The sequence below is a fragment of the Marinobacterium iners genome, assembly GCF_017310015.1.
Taxonomy (GTDB): Bacteria; Pseudomonadota; Gammaproteobacteria; order Pseudomonadales; family Balneatricaceae; genus Marinobacterium; species Marinobacterium iners.
The window spans coordinates 1,822,445-1,846,922 of sequence record NZ_CP022297.1 but is presented as its reverse complement, the minus strand read 5'-3'; the positions used below and the strand labels follow the sequence as shown (position 1 = coordinate 1,846,922).

Genomic DNA, 24,478 nt, shown 5'->3' with positions numbered 1-24,478 from the left:
TCAGGGATAAAAACGTGGCTCCGGTTCCAGAATGACGCCGAAACGCTCCTGCACCACCTTTTGCACATGCATGGATAGATGTTCAATATCCTCACGGTGAGCAGCGCCAAGATTTACCAGCACCAGCGCTTGCTGGGCAAACACGCCAGCGCGATCGAGGGCAAACCCTTTCAGACCACATTGATCGATCAGCCAGCCTGCAGCCAGTTTATAACCACCGGTGTCAGCATAGGCAACGAGATTCTGGAACCGATGCTTCAGTTGCTCATACTTCTCAACCGATACCACCGGGTTCTTGAAAAAGCTGCCGGCATTACCGATGTCTAAGGGGTCAGGCAGTTTCGTACGACGGATTCTACACACTGTATCGAATACACGCTCCGGTGTGACAGGACCGTCGCCAAGCCCATCTCTCAGGCCTGCATAGCTCACTTCCGCTGTAAACTGCCGCGCAAGGCAAAACTCCACAGCCGTGATAACGTACCGCTCAGGCTCACTGCTTTTAAACAGGCTGTCTCGGTAACCAAATCGACACGCCTCTGGGGTCAGGTCACGCTGGCGGTGCTCGTGTCGATCAAACACTTCGACTGCACTGATTCGATCCTTCAGCTCAACCCCGTAGGCACCGATATTTTGTACCGGTGCCGCTCCAACGGTTCCAGGTATCAGGGCAAGATTCTCAAGTCCGTAGAGTCCCTGCCTGATTGACCTTTCAACTGTCGCATGCCAATTTTCCCCGGCCCCTACACGCAAACGGACATGATCTCCCGGCAGGTCAGACAATTGCCACCCACGAATCATTATCCGCGCAACAAGCCCCGGCACACGATCAGCCAGCACCAGATTGCTGCCGCCACCAAGCAGCAACAGCGGCATAGGGTGATGTTTCAACCACTGCTCCAGTTGCTTCAACTGATCAGCGGCATGAATTTCAGTGTAGTACTCAGCCACTGCTGGCAGCCCGAACGTATTCAGGGCCTGCAAGGGATATTCAGTCCTGAATTGTAGCGATTCAGTCACGGCACCCACCAGAGCGCAGGTGTCGCAACAGGCCTGCAGAAGCCGCCTCTACCAAATCGAGTACCTCATCGAAGCCTTGTTCACCGGAGGTGTAATAGGGGTCTGGCACTTCGCGAACACGGCTGTTGGCTGCAAATTCCAGAAACAGGCCAAGATGGCCACGAAAGTCTGTAGGGCAGCGCCTGCGAAGCTCGCGCAGGTTGGCGTCATCCATCGCCAGAATATAGTCAAACCGACCAAAATCCTCATCCTCAACAGTCCGAGCACGCAAGTGCTCAAGTGAGTACCCCCGCCGTGCCGCTGCGGCTCGAGTACGTGGGTCCGGCGCCTTGCCAACATGCCAGTCACCGGTACCCGCCGAGTCAACATCAACCCTCATGCCGCCATTGTCTTGACTCAACAAATGCTCAAACACGCCATGTGCCGTTGGTGATCTGCAGATATTGCCTAAGCAAACAAAAAGAATGCGCGTTGGTTTAGTCATCCCTACCCCTGCTATTTAAGTACCAACAGCTGGCGGATGCGTTCCAGATCTTCAGGCGTATCGACCCCTGCAGGCGGTGTTTCATCAGCCGCATCCACATGGATGCCAACACCATTCCAGAGTGCACGCAGCTGTTCCAGGCATTCGGTCTGTTCCAAGGGTGCTGGTGGCCAACGAACAAAGTCATTCAGCAACTTGACCCGATAGGCATACAGGCCAATATGCCTTTGCCAGGAAAAACCTTCCGGCATTGTGGACCGACCTACCTCGCTCATGAAGCTGTCACGCGGCCAAGGTATTGGTGCGCGACTGAAATACAGTGCCATGCCCTGGTGGTCGGTCACCACCTTGACTACGTTGGGGTTGACTAGCGTATCAACCGTTTCGATCGGCTCGGACAGGGTTGCAATTCCAGCCATCGGCAGTGCCATAAGGTTGTGTGCAACCTGGTTGATGATTCTGGGTGGAATCAAGGGTTCATCGCCCTGAACGTTCACCACAATATCGTCGGCGTAAAACCCCAGCTTGTGAACGACCTCCTGCAGCCGGTCAGTACCGGAAGGATGGTCGTCTGAAGTCATGCATACTTCAGCGCCAAAGTTCCGGGCAACATGTGCAATACGCTCATCATCCGTTGCAATGATGACGCGAACTGCTTCACTTTCACAGGCACGCTCATAGACATGTTGCAACATCGGTTTGCCGGCAAGATCCGCCAGCGGCTTGCCCGGAAAGCGGCTGGAAGCATATCGAGCAGGAATGACAACTGAAAAACTCATGGCTTACTTGCTCTCTTTGAGTCGTTCATCGGTCGTCAGGGTACGGGCCTCGGACTCCAGCATGACCGGAATATCGTCTCTGATCGGGTAGGCCAGGCCGCTGGCACGGCAGATCAGCTCATTGCTTTCCCTGTTCCACTCAAGCGGTGCCTTGGAGACTGGGCAAACGAGAATATCAAGCAGTTTCGGATCCATCTTTGTGTCCTGTGGGTTGTGCCGACCTGGAGGTCAGGCGTGTCAGCAAGGTCTGCTCTACATGAGCATCCAGCTGGGCATCCACTCTAAGAGCCCAGCTATTGGCAAGATCGAACTGGCTGCATTTTACCGCATCTTTCTCGGTCATGATCAACGGTAACCCGGATCCAAAGCTGAGTGCATCTTCATTCAGGTTTGCATGGTCAGCCATAGGGTGCTCAATCGGATCAAAGCCCAGTTCACGCAGAGTTTGAAAAAAACGGGCCGGGTTACCAATACCAGCTACCGCATCGACACGTCGCTCAAGTGGCCAGGTATCGGCCGTTATCGCGTCACCGCCAGCAAGCGGATACAGTTTTCCAGCTTCAAGATTCATTGGGCACCATGGCAGGCGAAGATCAGTCAGCTGCTTTCGTGCGGTTGGTGAAAGCGGGCCATTGACGACCACGAGATCCACCAGCTGCAGCCGTTCTGGAGGCTCACGCAGAGGTCCCTCCGGCAGACAGCGCCCATTGCCAAGCCCTCGAGCACCGTCTATCACTGCGATTTCAACCGTGCGCGGCAATGCATAGTGCTGCAGGCCATCGTCACTGATCAGAACATCGCAGGCATGATGCTGCAGAAGCTCACGTGCAGCCGCAACGCGATTCGGATCAATATACAGTGGCACTCCTGTTCGCCGCACTATCAGACAGGGCTCATCTCCCCCTTCCCGGGCTGAAGTAGAAGATGTAACTGGCCATGGGTAGCACGCCGGCTTGGCGCCATAGCCTCGACTGATAACGCCCGGTGTCCAGCCGTGCCTTCGCAGCAGTTCAATCAACGCGATGGTAAGCGGAGTCTTGCCCGTTCCCCCTACACTGATATTGCCCACGATGATCACAGGGACCGGCAGCTGATTTTCCGCGGACGCTTCGAAGCGGCTCGAAAACCTCTTGCGGGAAACCCGCTCCACCAGCGCTGACAGTGGTCTCAGCAACTTCAACCAACGGGCATTGCGATACCAGGCAGAGGCTAGTGACATCAGTCAGAGCTGGTTTTTTGAGTGGTGATGCTGAGCTTGCTGAAACCCAGCTTTCCGGCTACATCCATGACGGTAACCACCGACTGGTGTGCCGCCTGGGCATCTGCCGTGATAATGAATGGCACGTCACGCGCCTCACCTGCGAGCTTGAGCAACGCACGGCGAAGGGTCAGGGCATCGCTGCTCACCAAAGATTCGCCATTGATTGTGTACTGCCCTTCAGCTCCTACAACCACATCAATGCTGTCTGTCTGTTGCTGGGCTTCTCCTTCTGCAGAGGCCTCCGGCAAACTGATGGTCAAGTGAGCTTCGCGCGTGAAGGTGGTGGATATCATAAAGAAAATCAGCAGCAGAAAGACCACATCAATCAATGGTGTCAGGTTGATATTGATCTCTTCCCTGCGTTGACGTTGAAATTTCACCCTGGACTCCGTTAGCGAATATCAACTTCACGATCACCATGGATCGCTTCGACCAGCTTGATCGATTCCTGCTCCATGGTCAGTACCAGAGAGTCGACGCGTCGCTGGAAATAACGGTGCATGACCAGGGCGGGGATGGCAACAGACAAACCTGCCGCCGTGGTTATCAATGCCTCGGAGATGCCACCAGCCAGCACCCCGGCGTTACCGGTACCCTGAATCATGATCTCCGTGAACACCTTGATCATGCCAATAACAGTACCCAACAGACCCAACAGTGGTGTTATGGCAGCAATGGTCCCCAGAGGGTTCAGGAACCGCTCCATATCGTGCACCACATGTGAGGCTTCTTCCTGGATACTCTCTTTCATGATGTCACGACCATGACGGGAGTTGTTCATGCCGGCCACAATGATGCGCCCGAGTGGGCTTTCCTGTCGGATAACACTCATGTACTCGGCAGTGAGAGTACCACTGCGCGTCATCTCCCAGACTTGGGCCAACAGTCCCGGGGGGGTGATTTTCCGTGGGCGCAACACCATCAGCCGCTCCAGGCAGATAGCCAGCGCAACCACTGAACAGGCAATAATTGGCAGCATCAGCCAGCCACCAGCGACAATAAGTTCAAACACCTTCAGATCACCTCCTGTTGATTGAAATAACTCTAACACAGCCCCATAGGCAGGAGTAGGCGTTAACCAGCTGTCCAGTAACGCTTTTTAAGTTCTCTGTGTGAGATCACGCTACAGCTGTCACTGTCAGCTTTCAGCAGCAGCGCACCCTGCCTGGCAGTACTGCTCCAGGGGATTTCGCGGTTCTCGATGCGTTCAATGACATCCGCATGCGGATGACCGAAGCGATTGCCATATCCGGCACTGATCACAACATGTTCTGGCATGGCGTAATCCAATAACGCCCCTGCAGTGGAATCACGACTGCCATGATGCCCCGCTACCAGCCAGGTAACCGGTTCAACCTGCCCTGACGACAGCAGGCGATATTCACCACTCTGACTCAGATCACCGGTCAGCAGCAGTGAACAGCGCCCATTGCTGACCCTCAATACACAGGAGCGATCATTGCTGCTGAGGTCTGCATGGTCGCCGAAGGGATCCAGCAAGGTGAACGAGATGTCCCCTATTTGCCAGCTGCCGCTGCGACACTCCTGCACCTGTATATTGGGAAGCTCTTCACCTCCCAGCAACGTACCGATTGCATATCCCTGCCGCAACGCTGCAAAACCTCCGCTGTGATCCGCATCTGCGTGACTGACTACCACCCACTCAAGTTCAGGGCGAGCCTGGCTGCGAAGATAGAGCTCCACTGTATATGCAAAGGCTGAACGTCCATTACCGAATCCGGGACCGGTGTCGTAGAGAAGGCGGCCCTCTGCCGTTTCAATCAGGATTGCCTGCCCTTGGCCAACATCAAAAACCCAGGCATTGAAATGTCCTCTTGATGGCTGAGACACCGGCAGAGCAAGCAACGGCAAACAGGGCAACAGTGCGATGGCCCGTATTCGAAACGGCAGCGGCAGTAATATGATTGCTGAACCCAAAATGGCCAGCACCAGCAACGTCAGACTCGGGCGACCGACCTGCAGCAACAGACCTGGAATCTGTGCAGCCCATTGCAGCAGCCCCCAGATCATCTCAAGGTTCCAGTTCAACAGCGTCGCGGCATCAGGCCACTGAAGCACTAACAGAAGCAGAACCGACAGCGCCCAGATCGTGGCCGAGATCCAAGGCACGGCAATGAGATTCATCACAATCCCCGCCGGACTGAGCTGATTGAAGTTCATGACCATAACCAGAGACATGCCAGCAAACAGTGTCAGCTGTAATCGCCACCACTCTCCGGGCAAGCGTAACCAGACACAGGAGAGCGGCTGCTGCCGGCGTTGCCGCAGCTGCCAGAGAATCAGTGCCACCGCGCCAAAGGAAAGCCACAGCCCCGGCTCCAATATCGCCAGCGGCTGTACGGATACTATCACCAGCAACGAAAGCTTTAGGCGCTGCCAGCCTGACAGGCTCAACAATTGCCAGTTACCCAGCAGAAACACCACAAGCATTAGCCACGCGCGCTGTACTGGTAATCCCCAGCCTGCCAGTGCCGCATACAGAGTCGCCAGCAGCAAGGCAGCAGCGGTTGGCAGCCAGCGACTGCACCCCATCCAACCGCACAACTGCAGGGGCACCGCGATCAGCCGTCCAAACAGCCAGCCCAGCGTTGCCATTACGGCAATATGCAAACCACTGACGACCAGCAAATGTGCAGTTCCGGTACGGCGCAGCCATTCCCAGTGCTGATCATCCAGCCCTGTGCGATCACCAATGATCAATGCACTTAAGGTGTTTGCTGCCTGTGGTTCAAATTGCTCGTGCAGCCAGTTTTTGACTCTCATACGCACCACACCCACACCGAAAGATTCTGCAGGTTTATGCTTCACAAGCGTGCGAATATACCCGCGCGCATCAAGACCCGAAGCAAGGTAGTAGCGTTCAGTATCTCTTGCTTCGGGGTTGTGTAGTCCCCTTGGAGCGCGAAGACGTATGACGGCCTTGATCTCATCACCAAAGCCGAAACGGATATCAGTATGGTAAACACTGAGCCGAATGCGTCGCAGCCGTTCATGAGTGGGTAAATCCGACTCTACAGTCAGGACGGCAAGCTCAAATACCTGCCGCTGGTCATCGTGCTGAACCAGACTGTCCACTAGACCGGAAATCTGCAGATCCTGCGCTTGAGGGCTAGATGGCAAACGATGATGCAACTGCCAGGCCCCCCAAATAGCAGCAACAGCCACACCAAGGAGATAAAACAGAAGCGATTGGCGAAGCCGCTTGAAGCGCAATAGTAGCAGCAACAGAGCCAACAATGCGGCATAGGTCAGTGACGGCAACAGTGCCACTGTAAGAATTCCGCCGATATACGCGATCATCCTTGATCTCCGAGTTGGCTTGGCAGAGCACAGGCGTCATAATGTGGCCACTTTCAGACTCTGGCCGCGACTGTTTCTCATGCCTCGAAAGCTGATCCGAAAATTCATGCCCGACGAACACAAGCTGCGCAACCACCGTCACTTGGGTTGGCTCGGCCGTCATCTGCATGACCCTAACCTCTGGCACCTCACACGCAAGTCCGTTGCGCGTGCCTTTTTGGTGGGGCTTTTCTGTGCATTCCTGCCCATACCAGGGCAGATGTTGGTCGCGGCACTGATCGCCGTGCTGGTCTCCAGCAATCTGCCGATATCAGTCGGGCTGGTGTTTATTACCAATCCTCTGACAATGCCGCCCATCTTTTATCTTTCCTACCGTCTCGGCGTTTGGGTGCTGGGCATTGAACGCGGCATTGCCAGTGAGCACAGCTGGAACCTGCAGACCCTTCAGACCGAGCTTACATCCATCTGGTGGCCCCTTTTAGTGGGCTCCATCATATGCGGGGTTCTCAGCGGCCTGATCGGTTACTTTCTGATAAACCGTTTCTGGATCTGGCATGTCAACAAGAGCTGGCGCCGCCGCATACTGTCACGCAGCCGCCGACCAAAGGACAATACCTGAGCAAGGATTCAGGCGTCAAAACGCCCATCCACCAGCTCATACACGCGCCCCATTCTTTCAGCCAGCTGCATGTCATGTGTCACAATAACAAATGCCGTATCAAGCGTCTGATTAAGCTCATCCAAGTAGTGTTGAACATCAGCCGCCGTATGTCGGTCCAGGTTGCCGGTAGGCTCATCCATCAAGACACAGGCCGGCTCCATCACCAATGCTCTGGCAATTGCCACACGTTGACGCTCCCCGCCACTGAGCTGGGCTGGCTTGTGCGCAAGCCTGTGCCCAAGACCAACCCGCACCAGTGACTGCTCGGCACGTTCGATCGCCTGTTTGGAGTTCATATCTCCGATTAGAAGTGGCATTGCCACATTTTCCAGTGCCGTAAACTCATGCAGCAAGTGATGAAACTGATACACAAACCCAAGCGACTGGTTACGCAAACGACATCGTTGCGTTTCGGAAATCGAGTACAACGCCTGACCTGCCACTTCAACTTCACCACTATCCGGCGTATCTAATCCGCCGAGGATATTCAATAGGGTACTTTTGCCGCTGCCCGAACTACCCACTATGGCTACGCGTTCTCCCACAGCGACGGTCAGACTAATGTCGTGCAACACTTCGACTGTATTACCCGCTTCTTCATAACGCTTGTTGATATTACGACAGCTGAGCACTGGCTCACTCATAACGCAGGGCCTCCGCGGGCTGGGTTCGTGATGCTCTCCAGGCTGGATAAAGCGTGGCGACAAAGCTAATCAGGAGAGCGGCAGAGGTAATAAGCCCAACATCCGACCACACCAGCTCAGAGGGCAGGTAACTGATAAAATAGACCTCGGATGACAGAAACTGGATTCCCAGCATGCGCTCAACCCAAGCCACCAGGTCAGTCACGGTCAGTGCCAATGTGACCCCAAGCCCAACGCCGAGTGCCGTTCCAATGAAGCCGATCAAAACGCCCTGCACCATAAAAATCCGCAGGATACTGGCAGGCGTCGCACCCATGGTGCGCAAAATCGCAATATCCGAACGCTTGTCTGTGACTACCATCACCAGTGTGGACACAATATTGAACGCAGCCACAAACACAATCAAAAGCAACAGCAGCGCAATCATGCGCTTTTCCATCTGAATGGCCTGAAACAGGTTGCCGTGGGTACGGGTCCAGTCGCTGACATAAAACGGCCGTTCCTGCGCCATTGCTACCCTTCTGGCAAGCTCTGGTGCCTTGAACAGATCGTCCAGTTTAAGCCGGAGTCCATCCACCCGCCCCGGCTGCATTCGCTTGAGTCTGGCGGCATCGTCGATATGTATATACGCCAGATTGGCATCCAGTTCGGCACCCACCGAGAACAGGCCCGCCACCGTAAAACGTTTCATGCGGGGAACCACACCTGCCACACTGACCGAAGCTTCGGGCAACACCAGTGTCACCTTGTCACCCACACTGACACCAAGAAACCTGGCAAGCAACTCGCCCAACACGATGTTGTACTCCCCCGCCTGCAGTAACCCGGTCTCACCCTGCTGCATATGATCGCTGATTATCGACACTTCATTCTCAACCCGTGGGTCGATGCCATTGACCTGCACGCCCTGTACTCGACCATAACTGGTCAACATGCCCTGGGCCTGGACAAACGGCGCTACACCAGCGACTCCCGGCTCGAGACGAATTTCCGTGGCCAGCTCTTGCCAGCCATCAAGACCTTCATCTCCATAGGCCCCAAGCGTGGCATGCGGCACCATGCCGAGAATGCGCTGACGAAGCTCGCGGTCAAATCCATTCATGACAGAGAGCACCAGAATGAGCGCCGCCACGCCCAGCATCAGCCCGAGCATCGATACAAGTGAAATGAAGGAGATGAAATGATTCCCGCGTCTGGCTGCGGTATAGCGCAGTCCGACAAAAAGCGACAAAGGTCTGTACATGTGGCCGGTTTCAATCACTGTTGTGGCCGCAGCTCTAACAGCAGCGACACTATGTTGGTTATACTGAATGTTACGCGATTCTATCACTAACCGCAGGAGTATTAACGTGTCTGAAAGGCGTCAATACTATCGGATCGATCATCCGGTCATCATTGAACACAAATGTGTCAGTGACGAGGATGTGGCTCATTCAAATCAGCCGTTCCAATTTGAGGTATCTGCCTATTTTTCATTGCAGGCACAATTGCACGCAATCGATGCCGAATGTAGCCATTATCTGCACCGGATCAGTGAGAGCTTTGCTCCCCTGAGCGCCTACCTCCAGTCCCTTAACAGAAAGATAGAACTGATTGCACAAGCACTGACTGCCGACAGCCTGAAGCTGGACCAGGGGGAACCTCAGTTCATCAACCTAAGTGAAGGCGGCATCAATTTTTTGTCTCAGCAGTCACTGGAGCCGAGACAGGCACTGGCCCTTAAACTGGTATTCACCGAGTCAAGGCTTGGCATGATGCTCTATGCTCGTGTGATTCGTTCCGAGGCCCAGGCCGAAGGCTTCGAAGTTGCTGCAGAGTTCCTGCATATGCCTGAAAACTGTCGCACCCAGCTTGCCCGCCTGATTCTTGAAGCACAGGCTCGACAACGCCAGAACGAGCTCTATCAGGAATGAGCATGAATAATGCCCCCACACCTACGCCTCATCCAAAACTCTACCTGCTGGCCATGGGAGCCGGTTTTGCCGGTCTGATTGCATGGTTCGTGATTGGGCGTTCACTGGGCATATTGGACTGGATAAGCGGCCTGTTTCCTGCGTCACATGCAGGCGCCGGACTTATGGTCGCCATCATGGCACTGATGACACCCGGTTTTCTGCTGTGGAAGTACTATAACCGTTGGATTGAAAAGCGTCTCAAGGTGAAGGGGCGTTATTACGAAGATGGTGTCTATCTGCCTCCAAAGCAGAAATGAAACAGCCGGGCTGGGCCCGGCTGAAAAATTCAACACACCAAAGTCGGTTACTTAAAGGTTCGCAACCCTGTTGAGCCCGGAAATAGCAGCAACACGGTAGGCTTCAGCCATGGTCGGATAGTTGAAGGTTGTGTTGATGAAATACTTCAGTGTATTCGCCTCACCCGACTGGCTCATGATCGCCTGGCCAATGTGAATGATCTCCGAAGCCTGATCGCCAAAACAGTGGATACCAAGAATCTGAAACGTTTCACGATGGAAGAGCACCTTCAGCATGCCTACAGGTTCACCGGAAATCTGGGCACGTGCCGTGTCCTTGAAGAACGCCTGCCCAACTTCATAGGGCACACATTCCGCTGTCAGCTCCTCTTCTGTTTTGCCGATGGAGCTGATCTCCGGGATGGTATAGATGCCGGTCGGGACATCATTGATATAGCGGAAATCATCCGCTGACAACATGTCAGCCGATGCTGACCGCCCCTGATCCAGGGCAGCCGATGCCAGGCTCGGCCAACCGATCACATCACCGACCGCATACACCCCATCGGCCTCGGTGCGATAGTGTTCATCGACTGCCAACTGACCCCGGCTGTTGGCTTCAAGTCCAATCTTGTCGAGCCCCAGACCCGCCGTATTGCCACTGCGGCCATTGCACCAGAGAAACGCATCGGCACGTATCTTCTTACCGGATTGCAATTCGATGGTGACACCATGCGCATCGCCGGTAACCGATTTATAGTCTTCGTTATGGCGAATTTTTACAGCGTTGTTGCGCAGGTGATAGCTCAACGCATCGGAGATTTCATCATCAAGGAATGAAAGCAGTCGATCGCGCATATCAATCAGGTCAACCTTAACCCCAAGACCACTGAAAATGGACGCGTATTCACAGCCTATGACGCCGGCACCAAAAATCACCAGCGTACGCGGTGTGTGACTCAGCTTGAGAATGGTATCGGAGTTATAAATACGCGGATGCGCGAAATCGATATCCGGTGGGCACCAGGGACTGGAGCCGGTTGCGATCACAAAGTTACGGCTGCGCAAGGTTTCCTTCGAATTATGCTCTCCCGCTACCTCAATCTCACCAGGCTTCTGGAAGTGAGCGCGGCCGAAAAACACATCAACCCGGTTGCGGGCGTAGAAATTGGTCCGCAGCATAACCTGATTGGAGATTACCTTCTCAGCACGCTTTAGCACCTTGGGAAAAGAAAACCAGCGTGGCTCGCCGATATCACGGAACATGGGGTTAGTGTTGAACTCAATGATCTGCTTGACCGAGTGTCGCAATGCCTTGGAGGGAATCGTGCCCTTGTGAGTACAGTTCCCGCCCACGGTATTCTGTTCTTCGACTATGGCAACACGGCGGCCCTGCTTGGCAGCATTGATCGCAGCGCCTTCGCCAGCCGGACCGGAGCCAATCACAACGACATCATAGTCATACACAGCCATTACTTTCCCCTTAGTAGAAAACGAGATCGGAGCCAACTACTCCGCCCTTGGTTGTTGACCAGCATAGAGATACTGCCGGCAACAACCAATTAGCTTTTAGATTTAACCTCATAGGCAAGATCACCACCAACATTGCCCTGTTGGCGCTCCTGCTCTTCATCACACTTGTTCGGATCACCGCCACAGATGTCACATACGGTATCCATGCCAACGGCACTCATGCCGCCACAGGAACCGGTAATTGGCTTACGCCCCATCAACACCCCCACAGACATGGCTGTGATGATCAACAGCAGCGCAGCGAAGGTCAGAATCATGGTTTCCATTACATACCTCCGAGCATTATCAGTTCAGATAGGCCTCAAAATCAGGCGTGGCGCGGGTTATAAACCCCTCAGCACCCTTGCTTATGAAAAAGGCCTTCACATTATGTTCGATAGCAAAATTGTACCCCTGTTCCTCTCCCATCACCATGAGTGCAGTGGCAAGTGCGTCTGCTTCTGCACAGGTGGGCCTGATCACCGTTACCGAAGCCAGGCGGTGAGTGATGGGACGCGCGGTGCGGGGATCAATGGTATGGGAGTAACGTACACCATCTTCTTCAAAATAATTACGATAATCGCCTGACGTCGCGACCGCATCACTTTCAAGGCTTATAATCGTCTGAGCCACACGCTCAGCGCCGGCCACAGGCGCCTCGATCGCAAGCTTCCAGGCTGAACCGTCCGGTTTAAGCCCCTCTGCTCGCAATTCACCTCCAATTTCAACCAGGTAGCGATCAACTCCCTCTTGCTCCAGCAGATTGGCCAGTGCGTCTACACCATAGCCCTTGGCGATTGCTGAAAGGTCAATGTACTGCTCACCGAGACGCCGAACCTGTCGGGTTGCAGGTATCAGCTCAACAAACCGGTACCCAATCCGCTCCCGCAAATATTCAATCTGCTCGTCCGTCGGTGCATGTATTATCCGGCCATCCGGCCCAAACCCCCAGAGGTTCACAAGCGGGCCTACGGTTACATCAAACGCACCGTCGGTCCACTCACTAATCCGTTGCGACTCCTGCAGTACAAACATCAGCTCGGCAGGAATGGTCTGAGCATAACCAGGCTCAACACTATTGAGTTTCGACAGCTCCGAGTCGTCAATGTAGGTCGACATTTGACGATTGACTTCAGCCAGCAAAGCACCGGCCTTGGCACGAATCGAGGCAACACGGGTGTCATCCTCGGCAACCCACTTCACACTAAAGCTGGTTCCCATCGTTAAACCGTCAAAGGAAACAATGCGCTCTCGGGGGCGACTGTCACACCCCAGCAGCCCCAAAACAAAAACGGCCAGCAGCGAAGCTGCCAGCCATTTTGTCAGACGTATCTGATTAGCCATCAATATCAGCCACCAAAGTCGTCCAGCAGGATATTTTCAGGCTCGACACCCATATCTTCAAGCATCTTGATAACGGATGCATTCATCATTGGCGGTCCGCACATGTAGTATTCGCAATCCTCAGGGGCCTCATGCTCCTTCAGATAGTGTTCATACAGCACGTTATGGATGAAGCCCGTATAGCCGGTCCAGTTATCCTCCGGCAGAGGATCGGACAGGGCCAGATGCCAGGTAAAGTTCTCATTCTCTTCAGCCAGCTTGTCGAACTCTTCCACATAGAAAGCCTCACGTACGGATCGAGCACCGTACCAAAAGGAGATCTTGCGCGTAGAGTTAAGACGCTTGAGCTGATCAAAGATGTGTGAGCGCATTGGTGCCATGCCAGCACCACCACCGATGAAGACCATCTCATTATCGGTTTCCTTGGCGAAGAACTCACCGAAGGGTCCGTAAACAGTAATGGTGTCCCCCGGCTTCAGGCTGAAGACGTAAGAAGACATCTGCCCCGGCGGAATGCCCTGGCTGCCCGGAGGCGGCGAGGCAATACGAATATTGAACTTAACCAGTCCACGCTCTTCCGGGTAGTTTGCCATTGAATAGGCACGGATAACCGGCTCATCCACCTTGGAGACAAACTGCCACATATCGAACTTGTCCCAGTCGCCGCGGAACTCTTCCTGGATATCGAAATCCTTGTAGTGCACTTCATGCGGCGGTGCTTCCAACTGTACGTAACCACCGGCGCGGAAATCCACGTTCTCACCTTCAGGCAGACGCAGAGTCAGCTCTTTGATGAAGGTTGCCACGTTCGGGTTGGATTCAACAGTGCACTCCCACTTCTTCACGCCGAAGACATCATCTTCCACGTGGACCTTCATATCCTGCTTAACGGCGACCTGGCAGGACAAACGCCAGCCTTCCTTGCCCTCACGCAGGGTGAAGTGGGATTCTTCGGTCGGCAGCATGGAGCCACCACCATCCAGCACCTGACATTTGCACTGCGCGCAGGTACCGCCACCACCACAGGCGGACGCAAGGAAAATCCCCTTGTCAGCCAGAGTTTGCAGCAGCTTGCCACCTGCAGGAACAGTGATCGATTTTTCCGGATCGTCGTTGATCTCGATGGTCACATTGCCGGAGCTGACCATCTTGGCTCGGGCAGCGAGGATTACGGCTACGAGTGCAAGCACCACCGCCGTGAACATCACTACACCGAGAATGATGACTTCTGTATTCATCGGTTCATCCCATCCTTTTCGCTATTCATGCCAACCGGTTACAGCTGTACGCCGGAGAAGGACATGAAGCCGAGAGACATCAGACCCACGGTAATGAAGGTTATACCCAGACCACGCAGACCGTGCGGCACATCGCTGTACTTCAGCTTTTCACGGATACCTGCCAGCGCAGCGATGGCCAGCGCCCAGCCGATACCGGCGCCAGCGCCGTAGACGACACTCTCACCGAAGGTGTAGTCACGTTCTACCATGAACAAAGCAGCACCCATGATGGCGCAGTTCACGGTAATCAGCGGCAGGAATACACCCAGCGCGTTGTAGAGGGCCGGTACAAACTTGTCCAGAAACATCTCCAGAATCTGCACAATCGCGGCAATTACGCCAATGTAGGAGATGAAGCCCAAGAAGCTCAGGTCCACTTCAGGATAACCGGCCCACGCCAGTGCACCCTCACGCAGCAGGTGGTTATAGATCAGGTTGTTTACCGGCACTGTGATGACCAGCACCACAATAACGGCAATACCCAGACCAATGGCGGTCTGTACCTTCTTCGAAATCGCCAGGAAGGTACACATCCCGAGGAAGAAGGCCAAGGCCATGTTTTCAACGAAAATCGCCTTAACAGCAAGGCTGATCAGCTGTTCCATGATTTACGCAGCCTCCTTCTTGGTGTTCGGAGCCATTTCGTACTCCGGCTTTTCAACCTGCTCCGGCTTCCAGGTACGGATGATCCAGATGAACATGCCGATCAGGAAGAATGCGCTCGGCGGCAGCAATAGCAGACCGTTGCCCTGATACCAGCCCCCGTTGTTGACCAACGGCAGGATTTCAATACCGAACAACGAGCCTGAGCCGAACAGCTCACGGAAGAAACCGACGAACAGCAGCACCACACCGTAGCCCATACCGTTGCCGAGACCGTCCAGAAAGCTCGGGATCGGCGGATTTTTCATCGCATAGGCTTCAGCGCGACCCATCACGATACAGTTGGTGATAATCAGACCAACGAATACCGACAGCTGCTTGGAGATCTCGTAAGCAAAGGCCTTCAGGAACTGGTCTACTACGATTACCAGCGAGGCAATAATGGTCATCTGCACGATGATGCGGATACTGCCCGGAATGTGGTTACGGATCAGCGATACGAAAAAGTTCGAGAACGCCGTTACCACCATAACCGCCAGGGTCATGACCAGCGCCGTCGCCATGTTGGAGGTAACCGCCAGCGCAGAACATACACCCAGAATCTGCAGAGCGATCGGGTTGTTCTTGAAGATTGGCGTTACCAGAACGTCTTTAGTCTTGGACATGGATTAAGCCTCCCCTGCACGCAGGTTGTTCAGGAACGGCGCGTAGCCATTCTCGCCCATCCAGAACTGAACCAGGTTGGTGACACCGTTGCCGGTCAGCGTAGCCCCAGACAGACCGTCGATCTTGTGCTCGGCATCGGCTGTAGAGGCGTCAACACTGCCCTTGATCAGCTGGATTTTCGGATCCATCTTGTCTTCACCGTAGACTTCCTTACCTGGCCATAGCGCTTTCCAGGCAGGATTGTCGACTTCGCCACCCAGCCCCGGGGTCTCGGCGTGCGAGTAGAAGCCAAGCCCTACAACGGTGTTCAGATCGCCTTCCAGCGCAAGGAATCCGTAAAGGGTGGACCAAAGACCCTTGCCATGAACCGGCAGGACTACCTTCTCGACAGCGCCGTTGGCACTTTCAACCAGGTAGACCGGTTGCACACGCGCAATGGTCTTGATACCGGCCTGATCTTCATCACGGCTCAGACGAATGTTCTGCGCAGGATCCTTTGCAGCCTTGGTTTCGTCATAACTGGACGCAACATCAACGAACTTGCCGGTTTCCAGATCAACATATTTGGTCGTGATTTGCTGGAACAGCTCGTCAACGCTCTTGGCAGGATCACTGATACCGGCCGCAGCAAGAATGTTGCTCTTGCGGTCCAGTTCTTTGTTGGCAACCTGCTTGGGCTTGAGGATTACCGCCGCCGCCGACACCACTACCGAGCAGATAACACACAGCAGGATGGTGACCAGCAGGGTTTTACCCATAGTATCGTTATTAGCCGACATTACGCTTCATCCTCCGCTTAATGTTCGCCTGGACAACGAAGTTGTCGATCAGCGGTGCAAACAGGTTGGCAAACAGAATGGCCAGCATCATACCTTCCGGGAACGCCGGGTTGACCACACGGATCAGCACTACCATCACACCGATCAGCGCGCCGAAGAACCACTTGCCGGTGTTGGTCATGGATGCAGACACGGGGTCGGTCGCCATGAAAATCATACCGAAAGCGAAGCCACCCAGAACCAAGTGCCAATAGAACGGCATGTTGAACATCGGGTTGGTATCGGAGCCGATCAGGTTGAACAGCGTGGACGTGGCCACCATGCCAAGGAATACGCCCGCAACGATTCGCCAAGCCGCAATCCGGGCAAACAGGATAACCGCACCACCGATTAGAATCGCCAGAGTGGAAGTTTCACCCACCGAGCCTTGAATGGTACCGATGAAAGCATCGAACCAGGTTACGTTCGCAGCCAGAATCGCTTCAACGCCGCCCATGGCAGCCAGACCCAGCGGGGTTGCTCCAGAGAAGCCGTCAACAGCGGTCCAGATCGCATCACCTGACATCTGTGCCGGGTAGGCAAAGAAGAGGAATGCACGACCGGTCAACGCCGGGTTGAGGAAGTTTTTGCCGGTACCGCCGAATACTTCCTTACCGATCACCACACCGAAGCTGATACCCAGTGCAACCTGCCACAGCGGGATGGTCGGCGGCAGAATCAGCGAGAACAGGATGGAGGTCACGAAGAAGCCTTCGTTCACTTCATGCCCGCGCTTCATGGCAAACAGCACTTCCCAGAAGCCACCAACAATAAATGTCACTGCATAAATCGGTAGCCAGTAGACAGCACCGTGAATGATGTTGTCCCACACGCTGTCCGGGCTGAACCCGGTCAGTGATGCAGCCAGCGCACCACGCCAGCCGGTAGACTCGGTCAGGCCCAAATCCGCCATGGCGGTATTGGCCTGCAGGCCTATGTTGTACATCCCGAAGAAGATCGCCGGGAAAGTACACAGCCACACCAGAATCATGATGCGCTTCAGGTCAACACCATCACGTACATGAGCGGCGTTTTTGGTGACCTGGCCGGGTGTGTAAAAAATGGTATCCACTGCTTCATACAGGGCGTACCAGTTCTCGTATTTGCCGCCTTTATGGAAATGCGGCTCCATTTTATCCAGAACGGTTCTTAAACTCATGACCAGCCTCTCTTACGCCTCTTTCTCGATGCGCGTCAGGTTGTCGCGAAGAATCGGACCGTACTCGTACTTACCAGGGCACGCAAACGTGCACAGTGCGAGGTCCTCTTCATCCAGCTCAAGACAACCGAGCTGCATCGCGGTCACGATATCGCCGGTCACCAGTGCACGCAGCAACTGAGTCGGCAGGATATCCAGCGGCATCAACGTTTCAAACTGACCTACGGGGATCATCGCCCGCTCGGATCCGTTTGTCGTTGTGGTGAAGTTGAATTTCTTGCCCGGTGAAAGCACGGACGCAAACATGTTCAAGACAGAGAACTTATTGCTGCCAGGGGCGATCCAGCCCATAAACTCGCGCTTGTCACCTTCCAGCAGCACGCTCACCTGATTGGCATAACGGCTCAAAAAGGCATGAGGTCCCAGTGCTGCACGGCCGTTCCAGACAGAGCCGCTGATAACACGGTTTTTGCCCGGCAGTAACCGACCGGCAATCAACTCCTCGGTAGAAGCCCCAATACGAGTGCGCACAAGCTGCGGCTTCTCAACCTGAGGACCTGCCAACGCAACAACACGCTCGACCGGCAGACGACCTTCAGTAAACAGGCGTCCAAGTGCGATCACGTCCTGATAACCGATGGTCCAGACTGTTTTCTGCTGCGACACCGGGTCCAGGAAGTGTATATGTGTACCGGCATTTCCAGCAGGATGCTTGCCGGCGAACTCTGCCGCATCAACACCATCCGCTGTCGGCACGTTGGCGCCGGCAGCCTTGCAGAGATACACCTTGCCACCGCTGAGACAGGTCAGCAGCTTGAGGCCGTTGGTAAATGCGTCAGCCTGTTCATTGATGATCAGCTCAGGACTGGCTGCCAACGGATTGGTATCGATCGCAGTAACGAAAATGGAGTGAGGCGTGGTACCAACCTGAGGCACCCGACTGAAAGGACGGGTACGCAGCGCAGTCCAGAGACCGGATGATTGCAAGCTTTCTTCGATCTGCTCGCGTGTCAGACTGCCCAGCTCATCGGCAGAATATCGAGGGAATTCGACCGCTTCTTCCTGTTCGTCCAGCTCAATGACCACGGATTGCAGTACACGTCGTTCGCCACGGTTGATCGCACGGACCACACCGGCGCCCGGAGCCGTATACTGGACCCCTTCTGTTTTTTTATCGGTAAAGATCACCTGACCGAGTTTCACCCGGTCACCCTCTTTGACCTTCATTGACGGCTTCATGCCGACATAATCCTGGCCAAGGAGAGCCACAGTGCGTACAGCGGGACCATCACTGATGGTCTGCTCGGGCGCACCTGCAATCGGTAGATCCAGACCCTTATTGATCTTGATCATTCGTCTCACCCAACTATCAAAAATATTCAGGAGATCACGCCCCCGCCCAAACGCGGTCAGCCAAAATGAAACCAGCCTTCCGTGCCGGGAAACAGACGCAGGATTCCCACCTAAAAATCCGCACAAGTATAACCGACACCCTTGTCGTTTTTCTACAAGCCACTGATTTCCTGAGCTGGAACAGAGTGATAAAAAGGTATATACGAATAGACCGTATAGGAATATAGATATTATATTTAAGAATATAATATCTCAGAAACAAAAAAGGCCACCCAACACGGGCAGCCCTTTTCAACAGTACAGGCAAACAGACGCTTACTTGCTGTTTTTCGGGAACGCCTGCAAAGTGCACTTGGCCAGATGCTGTGCCATACGAACGACCTGACAGCTGTAACCAAATTCGTTGTCATACCATACGTACAGCACGCAACGATTACCATCCACGATGGTGGCAAGGGCATCGACCACACCAGCCGCACGCGATCCTACAAAGTCACTGGAAACCGCTTCCGGCGAGTTGCTGTAGTCGATCTGCTTTTGCAGATCAGAGTGCAGTGCTGCATCGCGCAGGAAGGCATTCAGCTCGTCTTTGTCGGTGGACTTTTCCAGGTTCAGGTTCAGGATCGCCATTGACACGTTCGGCGTCGGCACGCGGATCGCATTACCGGTCAGCTTGCCTTCCAGCTCCGGCAACGCCTTGGCAACGGCTTTGGCAGCACCGGTCTCGGTCAGAACCATGTTCAGCGCAGCCGCACGACCGCGGCGATCACCCTTGTGGTAGTTGTCGATCAGGTTCTGGTCGTTGGTGTAGGAATGCACAGTTTCAACATGTCCATTCACGACACCAAACTGATCATTAACCGCTTTCAGTACCGGCACGATAGCGTTGGTGGTACAGGAGGCAGCGGACAGCACACGGTCATCATCATTGATGTCGTTATGGTTAACACCCATAACAATGTTTTTGACGCCCTTACCCGGCGCCGTCAACAGCGCACGCGCGACACCCTTGGACTGCAGGTGCAGTGACAAGCCTGCTTCATCGCGCCATTTGCCGGTGTTGTCGATGACCAGCGCGTTCTTGATGCCGTACTGGGTATAGTCAACCTGGTCCGGACCATCGGCAAAAATCACCTTAATGTAATTGCCGTTAGCGATGATCGCATTGCTTTCTTCATCGATCTGGATGGTGCCCTTGAAGGAGCCGTGAACCGAGTCACGACGCAGAAGACTGGCACGTTTCTCAAGATCGTTATCGGCGTTACCCTTGCGTACAACAATGGCACGCAGGCGCAGGGAATGGCCACCGCCAGCACGATCCAGCATCAGACGCGCCAACAGGCGACCGATACGGCCAAAGCCGTACAATACAACATCGGTCGATTCGTGCGCTTCAGCCGGCTCGGTAGAAGCGTCGGCCAGTTCATCAGCAAGGAAGGCCTGCAGGGTGCGGCCATTACCTTCGTTGCGGAATTTTACCGCCAGTTTGCCAATATCGATGTGAGCATTGGTCACATCCATTTCGGCCACGGCTTCCAGTACCGGGAAGGTATCCACTACGGACAGCTCTTCAGCTTCCAGCTGGCGCACAAAACGATGTGCCTTGAGAATATTGATCACAGACCGCTTGACGATCAGACGACCATAGACAGAGATCTCTACGTTTCGGTCACGATACAGACGACCCACCAGCGGCACCATCGCTTCCGCGATCGCTTCACGGGCTTTCCAGTCTGCAAAAATCAGTTCTTGGCTCACGGGGTAACTCCGAAATTGTCAACGCTCAATTTGGGTGCGCGCATTATCCTCTTTTCACACGGTCGGGGCAAACCTGACAAGGCTAGACTTTGGTCCCCTTGCTGTCGTGAGGCTGCGTTTTGCAGTTTCAACGGTTAAACTGCTCGCCTTTACAACCTGAAGGGAGAGACAGCATTGGCGGTCGAATTCAACTTTCCATTACCCAAGGGCCCCGGTGACATCCGCCGTCTGGGTCAGGTACAGGGCAGTGCCACCGGCCTGTTGACACAGCAGATCGCTTGCCGTCATAACGGCTTGATGCTGCTGATCTGTCAAGATATGGAAAGCGCGGAGCGGCTGCAGAATGAGGTCAGGTTCTACAGTTGTGACCAACTGCCAGTGCGCTTGCTGCCCGACTGGGAGATTCTGCCCTATGACAGTTTTTCACCGCATCAGGACATTATTTCCACACGCATCCAGACATTGCATCAACTCCCCGAACAGAAACACGGTGTACTGATTCTGCCGATCAGCACACTGATGCACCGCCTTCCCCCACTGAGCTTCATTACCGCCAGCGCTCTGTTTCTTGAGCCTGGACAGAAACTCGACAGCATCGCCTTGCGCCAACGCTTCACGGACGCCGGCTACACTGCCGTAGATACTGTCTATGAGCATGGTGAATTTGCCATCCGCGGCGCAATTATCGACCTGTATCCCATGGGATCTGAGTTGCCGCTGCGCATCGACCTGTTCGATGATGAAATTGACACCATCCGAACATTTGACCCGGAAAGCCAACGCTCCATCGACAAGGTGGATCGGGTAAGACTGTTGCCTGCAAAAGAGTTCCCGTTTCATCAAGATGCCATCACCCGCTTCAAGCAGCGCTGGCGTGAACGCTTTGATGTGGATCACACCCGCTGCCCCATATACCAGGATGTATCCAGCGGACTGACGCCGCCGGGTATCGAATACTACGCCCCACTCTTTTTCGAACAGTCAGCAACCCTGTTTGACTATCTGCCCGAAAACACCCTGATTCTTCATGACCGACAACTCAACTCGGCAGCCGAACACTTCTACCATGATGTACGCCAACGCCACGATGAACGCCGAGGTGACCTGCAGCGCCCGATACTTTCCCCTGAAGAGCTGTTTCTTTCAGCTGAAGAGCTTTTCAGCACTCTGCGACAACGCCCCGTCATCCGTCTCAATGAAGAGGCGGAAGAGCTCAAGCCTGGCCGTGACAACCTGCCCTGTGTCGACCTGCCCGACTTCAGCACGGATGACCGCCAAACACCGCTGGCCGCCCTTCAGGCATATCGACAGCATGACACTACGCCGATCCTGATCTGTGCGGAGTCAGCCGGTCGCCGTGAGGCCTTGCTGGAACATGCACGCAAGGCCGGACTTGATCTTGCTGAGTGTGATAACTGGTCGGATTTCATCTCACAAAGGCCCAACCTGGCCATCACCACCTTCGCACTGGAGCGTGGACTGTTCATACCAGGCCAGCTGCAGCTGATCACAGAGACACAGCTATTCGGACGCCAGGTATTTCAACGTCGTCGGCGTGAAAAACAGCAGATCGACTCGGATCAGGCCATTCGCCACCTGTCCGAACTGACCATCGGTGCACCGGTAGTGCACCTTGATCATGGTGTTGGCCGCTATCAGGGCATGCAAACCATTAGTGTCGATCAACAGCCTGCCGAATTTCTGGTGCTTGAATATGCCGATGAGGCCAAACTGTATGTGCCGGTATCCTCACTACATCTGATCGGTCGGTACTCCGGTGCCAGTGACGAATCAGCCCCATTGCACCGATTGGGGACAGAGCAGTGGAGCAAGGCACGGCGCAAGGCAGCCGAAAAGGTTCGTGACTCTGCTGCCGAGCTGCTCGACATCTATGCACGCCGTGCTGCACGCAAGGGGTTCAGTTTTGATTGCAGCGAGGCTGAATATGCGCGCTTTGCAGCCAGTTTCCCATTTGAGGAAACCCCGGACCAGGCCAATACCATTAATGCAGTGGTAGGTGACATGCGCGCTGCGGCGCCCATGGATCGGCTGGTGTGTGGCGACGTCGGCTTCGGCAAGACTGAGGTTGCCATGCGCGCGGCCTTTATCGCGGTACAGAGTGGCAAGCAGGTCGCCGTACTGGTACCCACCACGCTGCTGGCACAACAGCATTTTGAAAACTTCCGTGACCGTTTTGCCGATTGGCCCGTTGAAGTGGAGCTGATTTCGCGCTTCAAAAGCGCCAAACAACAACAGGCCACTCTTCTCGCACTCAGCGAGGGCAAGGTCGACATCCTGATCGGCACGCATAAACTACTGCAGGGGGATATCCGTTTCAGTGATCTGGGACTGTTGATTATTGATGAAGAACACCGCTTTGGCGTCCAACAAAAAGAGCGCCTCAAATCGCTGCGTTCAGAAGTCGATATTCTGACCCTGACGGCAACCCCAATTCCACGGACGCTTAACATGGCCATGTCCGGTATCCGTGATCTGTCGATTATTGCCACTCCGCCAGCCCGCCGCCTGTCGGTCAAAACCTTTGTGCGCCAGAATGATGCACCCATGGTGAAGGAAGCGATCCTGCGTGAGCTGCTGCGTGGCGGCCAGGTGTACTACCTCCACAACGAGGTCAAGACGATCGAGAAAGTTGCCGAGGAGATAGCGGCTCTGGTACCGGAAGCAAGGGTGGCCATTGGCCATGGTCAGATGCGCGAGCGTGAGCTGGAGCAGGTCATGAGCGACTTTTATCACAAGCGCTTTAACGTACTGGTCTGCACCACCATCATTGAAACCGGCATTGATGTACCCAGTGCCAACACCATTATCATTGATCGCGCCGACAAATTCGGCCTGGCCCAGCTGCATCAGCTGCGGGGTCGTGTAGGCCGCTCTCACCATCAGGCTTATGCCTACCTGTTAACACCGCCAGTTCGGGCCATTACACAGGATGCGATCAAACGACTGGAAGCGATCAGCGAGGCCAACACCCTTGGAGCCGGTTTTACCCTTGCCACCCATGATCTGGAGATCCGTGGTGCGGGTGAGCTGCTGGGCGAAGAGCAAAGCGGTCAGATGCAAAGTGTTGGCTTCGGTCTGTATATGGAAATGCTGGATCAGGCGATCAAGGCGATCCGCGAGGGCAAGACTCCTGATCTGGACAAGCCTCTGCATCATGGCTGCGAGATCAACCTGCACCTGCCCGCACTGATTCCGGATGACTATCTGCCGGACGTACATAATCGACTGATCATCTACAAACGCATAGCCAATGCTGCTGATGCCAACGCACTTGATGAATTGCAGGTTGAAATGATTGATCGCTTTGGCCTGCTGCCCGAACCGACCCGCAACCTGATGAGACTGACGCATCTCAAACTGAAAGCGGAAGCCCTGGGCATCGTCAAGCTTGATGCCGGCGACAAGGCCGGTCGCATCGAGTTTGAAGCCGAGCCGAACATCGATCCACTGACACTGATCACCATGATTCAGCGCCAACCTCAGCGCTTCCGTCTGGACGGTGCCAGCGTATTGCGGTTTACTCAACCCATGGAAAAGGTCGCGTCCCGCTTTGAAGCGGTCGAGTCACTGCTCACCCAACTGTCACCCAAAGAGAAAGAGTAA

General features: G+C 54.6%; 24 protein-coding genes. 4 read left to right on the top strand and 20 right to left on the bottom strand.

The genetic code is table 11. The annotated features are described in order from the left end of the window. The 8 genes from murB to CFI10_RS08810 form a co-directional block, all read right to left on the bottom strand. Complete coding sequence (gene murB / locus CFI10_RS08845; RefSeq protein WP_206841431.1) at positions 1 to 1,020, bottom strand: UDP-N-acetylmuramate dehydrogenase; 1,020 nt, start codon at positions 1,018 to 1,020, stop codon at positions 1 to 3. Further along, positions 1,013 to 1,504 (bottom strand): low molecular weight protein-tyrosine-phosphatase, encoded by a 492-nt coding sequence (locus CFI10_RS08840; protein WP_091824326.1) that lies wholly within the window; start codon positions 1,502 to 1,504, stop codon positions 1,013 to 1,015. The genes murB and CFI10_RS08840 overlap by 8 nt, the downstream gene beginning before the upstream one ends. Positions 1,505 to 1,515: 11 nt before the next feature. Further along, positions 1,516 to 2,283 (bottom strand): 3-deoxy-manno-octulosonate cytidylyltransferase, encoded by a 768-nt coding sequence (gene kdsB, locus CFI10_RS08835; protein WP_206841428.1) that lies wholly within the window; start codon positions 2,281 to 2,283, stop codon positions 1,516 to 1,518. A 3-nt stretch (positions 2,284 to 2,286) separates the two neighbouring features. Then, a complete protein-coding gene (locus CFI10_RS08830; RefSeq protein WP_091824332.1) occupies positions 2,287 to 2,478 on the bottom strand; it encodes a Trm112 family protein in 192 nt (63 codons plus the stop codon). Further along, positions 2,459 to 3,502 carry a tetraacyldisaccharide 4'-kinase gene (lpxK, locus tag CFI10_RS08825; protein ID WP_242530163.1) on the bottom strand — a complete coding sequence of 348 codons (1,044 nt, stop codon included), beginning with the start codon at positions 3,500 to 3,502 and terminating at the stop codon, positions 2,459 to 2,461. The genes CFI10_RS08830 and lpxK overlap by 20 nt, the downstream gene beginning before the upstream one ends. Further along, positions 3,502 to 3,924 carry an ExbD/TolR family protein gene (locus CFI10_RS08820; RefSeq protein ID WP_206841425.1) on the bottom strand — a complete coding sequence of 141 codons (423 nt, stop codon included), beginning with the start codon at positions 3,922 to 3,924 and terminating at the stop codon, positions 3,502 to 3,504. Before CFI10_RS08820 ends, lpxK begins: the two co-directional genes overlap by 1 nt. A gap of 11 nt (positions 3,925 to 3,935) precedes the next feature. Next, on the bottom strand, positions 3,936 to 4,556 hold the full coding sequence (locus CFI10_RS08815; RefSeq protein ID WP_206841423.1) for a MotA/TolQ/ExbB proton channel family protein: 621 nt from the start codon (positions 4,554 to 4,556) through the stop codon (positions 3,936 to 3,938). A 62-nt stretch (positions 4,557 to 4,618) separates the two neighbouring features. Next, positions 4,619 to 6,865, bottom strand: coding sequence for a DNA internalization-related competence protein ComEC/Rec2 (locus tag CFI10_RS08810; RefSeq protein WP_206841422.1), 2,247 nt, complete (start codon positions 6,863 to 6,865; stop codon positions 4,619 to 4,621). Between the two features lie 106 nt (positions 6,866 to 6,971). Here CFI10_RS08810 and CFI10_RS08805 point away from each other — a divergent pair, with 106 nt between their 5' ends. After that, entirely contained in the window at positions 6,972 to 7,484 is a 513-nt protein-coding gene (locus tag CFI10_RS08805) for a DUF2062 domain-containing protein (RefSeq protein ID WP_242530162.1), read from the top strand. An 8-nt stretch (positions 7,485 to 7,492) separates the two neighbouring features. On the opposite strand, the gene lolD is transcribed toward CFI10_RS08805, so the two are convergent. Beyond that, entirely contained in the window at positions 7,493 to 8,170 is a 678-nt protein-coding gene (lolD, locus tag CFI10_RS08800) for a lipoprotein-releasing ABC transporter ATP-binding protein LolD (RefSeq protein ID WP_091824349.1), read from the bottom strand. After that, positions 8,163 to 9,413, bottom strand: coding sequence for a lipoprotein-releasing ABC transporter permease subunit (locus CFI10_RS08795; protein ID WP_091824352.1), 1,251 nt, complete (start codon positions 9,411 to 9,413; stop codon positions 8,163 to 8,165). Before CFI10_RS08795 ends, lolD begins: the two co-directional genes overlap by 8 nt. Positions 9,414 to 9,519: 106 nt before the next feature. Here CFI10_RS08795 and CFI10_RS08790 point away from each other — a divergent pair, with 106 nt between their 5' ends. Further along, entirely contained in the window at positions 9,520 to 10,083 is a 564-nt protein-coding gene (locus CFI10_RS08790) for a PilZ domain-containing protein (RefSeq protein ID WP_206841420.1), read from the top strand. A 2-nt stretch (positions 10,084 to 10,085) separates the two neighbouring features. After that, positions 10,086 to 10,382: a hypothetical protein gene (locus CFI10_RS08785; protein WP_206841418.1), complete on the top strand. Its 297-nt coding sequence runs from the start codon at positions 10,086 to 10,088 to the stop codon at positions 10,380 to 10,382. Positions 10,383 to 10,433: 51 nt separating this feature from the next. Here CFI10_RS08785 and sthA read toward each other — a convergent pair whose 3' ends face one another. The 10 genes from sthA to CFI10_RS08735 form a co-directional block, all read right to left on the bottom strand. Next, positions 10,434 to 11,834 (bottom strand): Si-specific NAD(P)(+) transhydrogenase, encoded by a 1,401-nt coding sequence (sthA, locus tag CFI10_RS08780; RefSeq protein WP_091824360.1) that lies wholly within the window; start codon positions 11,832 to 11,834, stop codon positions 10,434 to 10,436. A gap of 89 nt (positions 11,835 to 11,923) precedes the next feature. Then, complete coding sequence (nqrM, locus tag CFI10_RS08775) at positions 11,924 to 12,160, bottom strand: (Na+)-NQR maturation NqrM (protein ID WP_091824362.1); 237 nt, start codon at positions 12,158 to 12,160, stop codon at positions 11,924 to 11,926. A 19-nt stretch (positions 12,161 to 12,179) separates the two neighbouring features. Continuing rightward, positions 12,180 to 13,217, bottom strand: a complete 1,038-nt coding sequence (locus CFI10_RS08770; RefSeq protein ID WP_206841416.1) for an FAD:protein FMN transferase — start codon at positions 13,215 to 13,217, stop codon at positions 12,180 to 12,182. A 5-nt stretch (positions 13,218 to 13,222) separates the two neighbouring features. Beyond that, the gene (nqrF, locus tag CFI10_RS08765; RefSeq protein WP_091824365.1) at positions 13,223 to 14,455 is read right to left on the bottom strand and encodes an NADH:ubiquinone reductase (Na(+)-transporting) subunit F; all 1,233 of its coding nucleotides are present in this window, start codon (positions 14,453 to 14,455) and stop codon (positions 13,223 to 13,225) included. 38 nt (positions 14,456 to 14,493) lie between these two features. Next, positions 14,494 to 15,102, bottom strand: coding sequence for an NADH:ubiquinone reductase (Na(+)-transporting) subunit E (gene nqrE / locus CFI10_RS08760; protein ID WP_091824368.1), 609 nt, complete (start codon positions 15,100 to 15,102; stop codon positions 14,494 to 14,496). A 3-nt stretch (positions 15,103 to 15,105) separates the two neighbouring features. Further along, positions 15,106 to 15,765, bottom strand: coding sequence for an NADH:ubiquinone reductase (Na(+)-transporting) subunit D (locus CFI10_RS08755; RefSeq protein ID WP_091824370.1), 660 nt, complete (start codon positions 15,763 to 15,765; stop codon positions 15,106 to 15,108). A 3-nt stretch (positions 15,766 to 15,768) separates the two neighbouring features. Next, positions 15,769 to 16,545, bottom strand: a complete 777-nt coding sequence (locus CFI10_RS08750; RefSeq protein WP_091824373.1) for a Na(+)-translocating NADH-quinone reductase subunit C — start codon at positions 16,543 to 16,545, stop codon at positions 15,769 to 15,771. Further along, entirely contained in the window at positions 16,535 to 17,743 is a 1,209-nt protein-coding gene (locus CFI10_RS08745; RefSeq protein ID WP_206841414.1) for an NADH:ubiquinone reductase (Na(+)-transporting) subunit B, read from the bottom strand. The genes CFI10_RS08750 and CFI10_RS08745 overlap by 11 nt, the downstream gene beginning before the upstream one ends. Before the next feature lie 12 nt (positions 17,744 to 17,755). Beyond that, the gene (locus tag CFI10_RS08740; RefSeq protein WP_206841412.1) at positions 17,756 to 19,096 is read right to left on the bottom strand and encodes a Na(+)-translocating NADH-quinone reductase subunit A; all 1,341 of its coding nucleotides are present in this window, start codon (positions 19,094 to 19,096) and stop codon (positions 17,756 to 17,758) included. A gap of 315 nt (positions 19,097 to 19,411) precedes the next feature. Then, positions 19,412 to 20,854, bottom strand: a complete 1,443-nt coding sequence (locus tag CFI10_RS08735) for a glyceraldehyde-3-phosphate dehydrogenase (RefSeq protein WP_091824384.1) — start codon at positions 20,852 to 20,854, stop codon at positions 19,412 to 19,414. Between the two features lie 174 nt (positions 20,855 to 21,028). Here CFI10_RS08735 and mfd point away from each other — a divergent pair, with 174 nt between their 5' ends. After that, positions 21,029 to 24,478 (top strand): transcription-repair coupling factor, encoded by a 3,450-nt coding sequence (gene mfd / locus CFI10_RS08730; RefSeq protein WP_206841410.1) that lies wholly within the window; start codon positions 21,029 to 21,031, stop codon positions 24,476 to 24,478.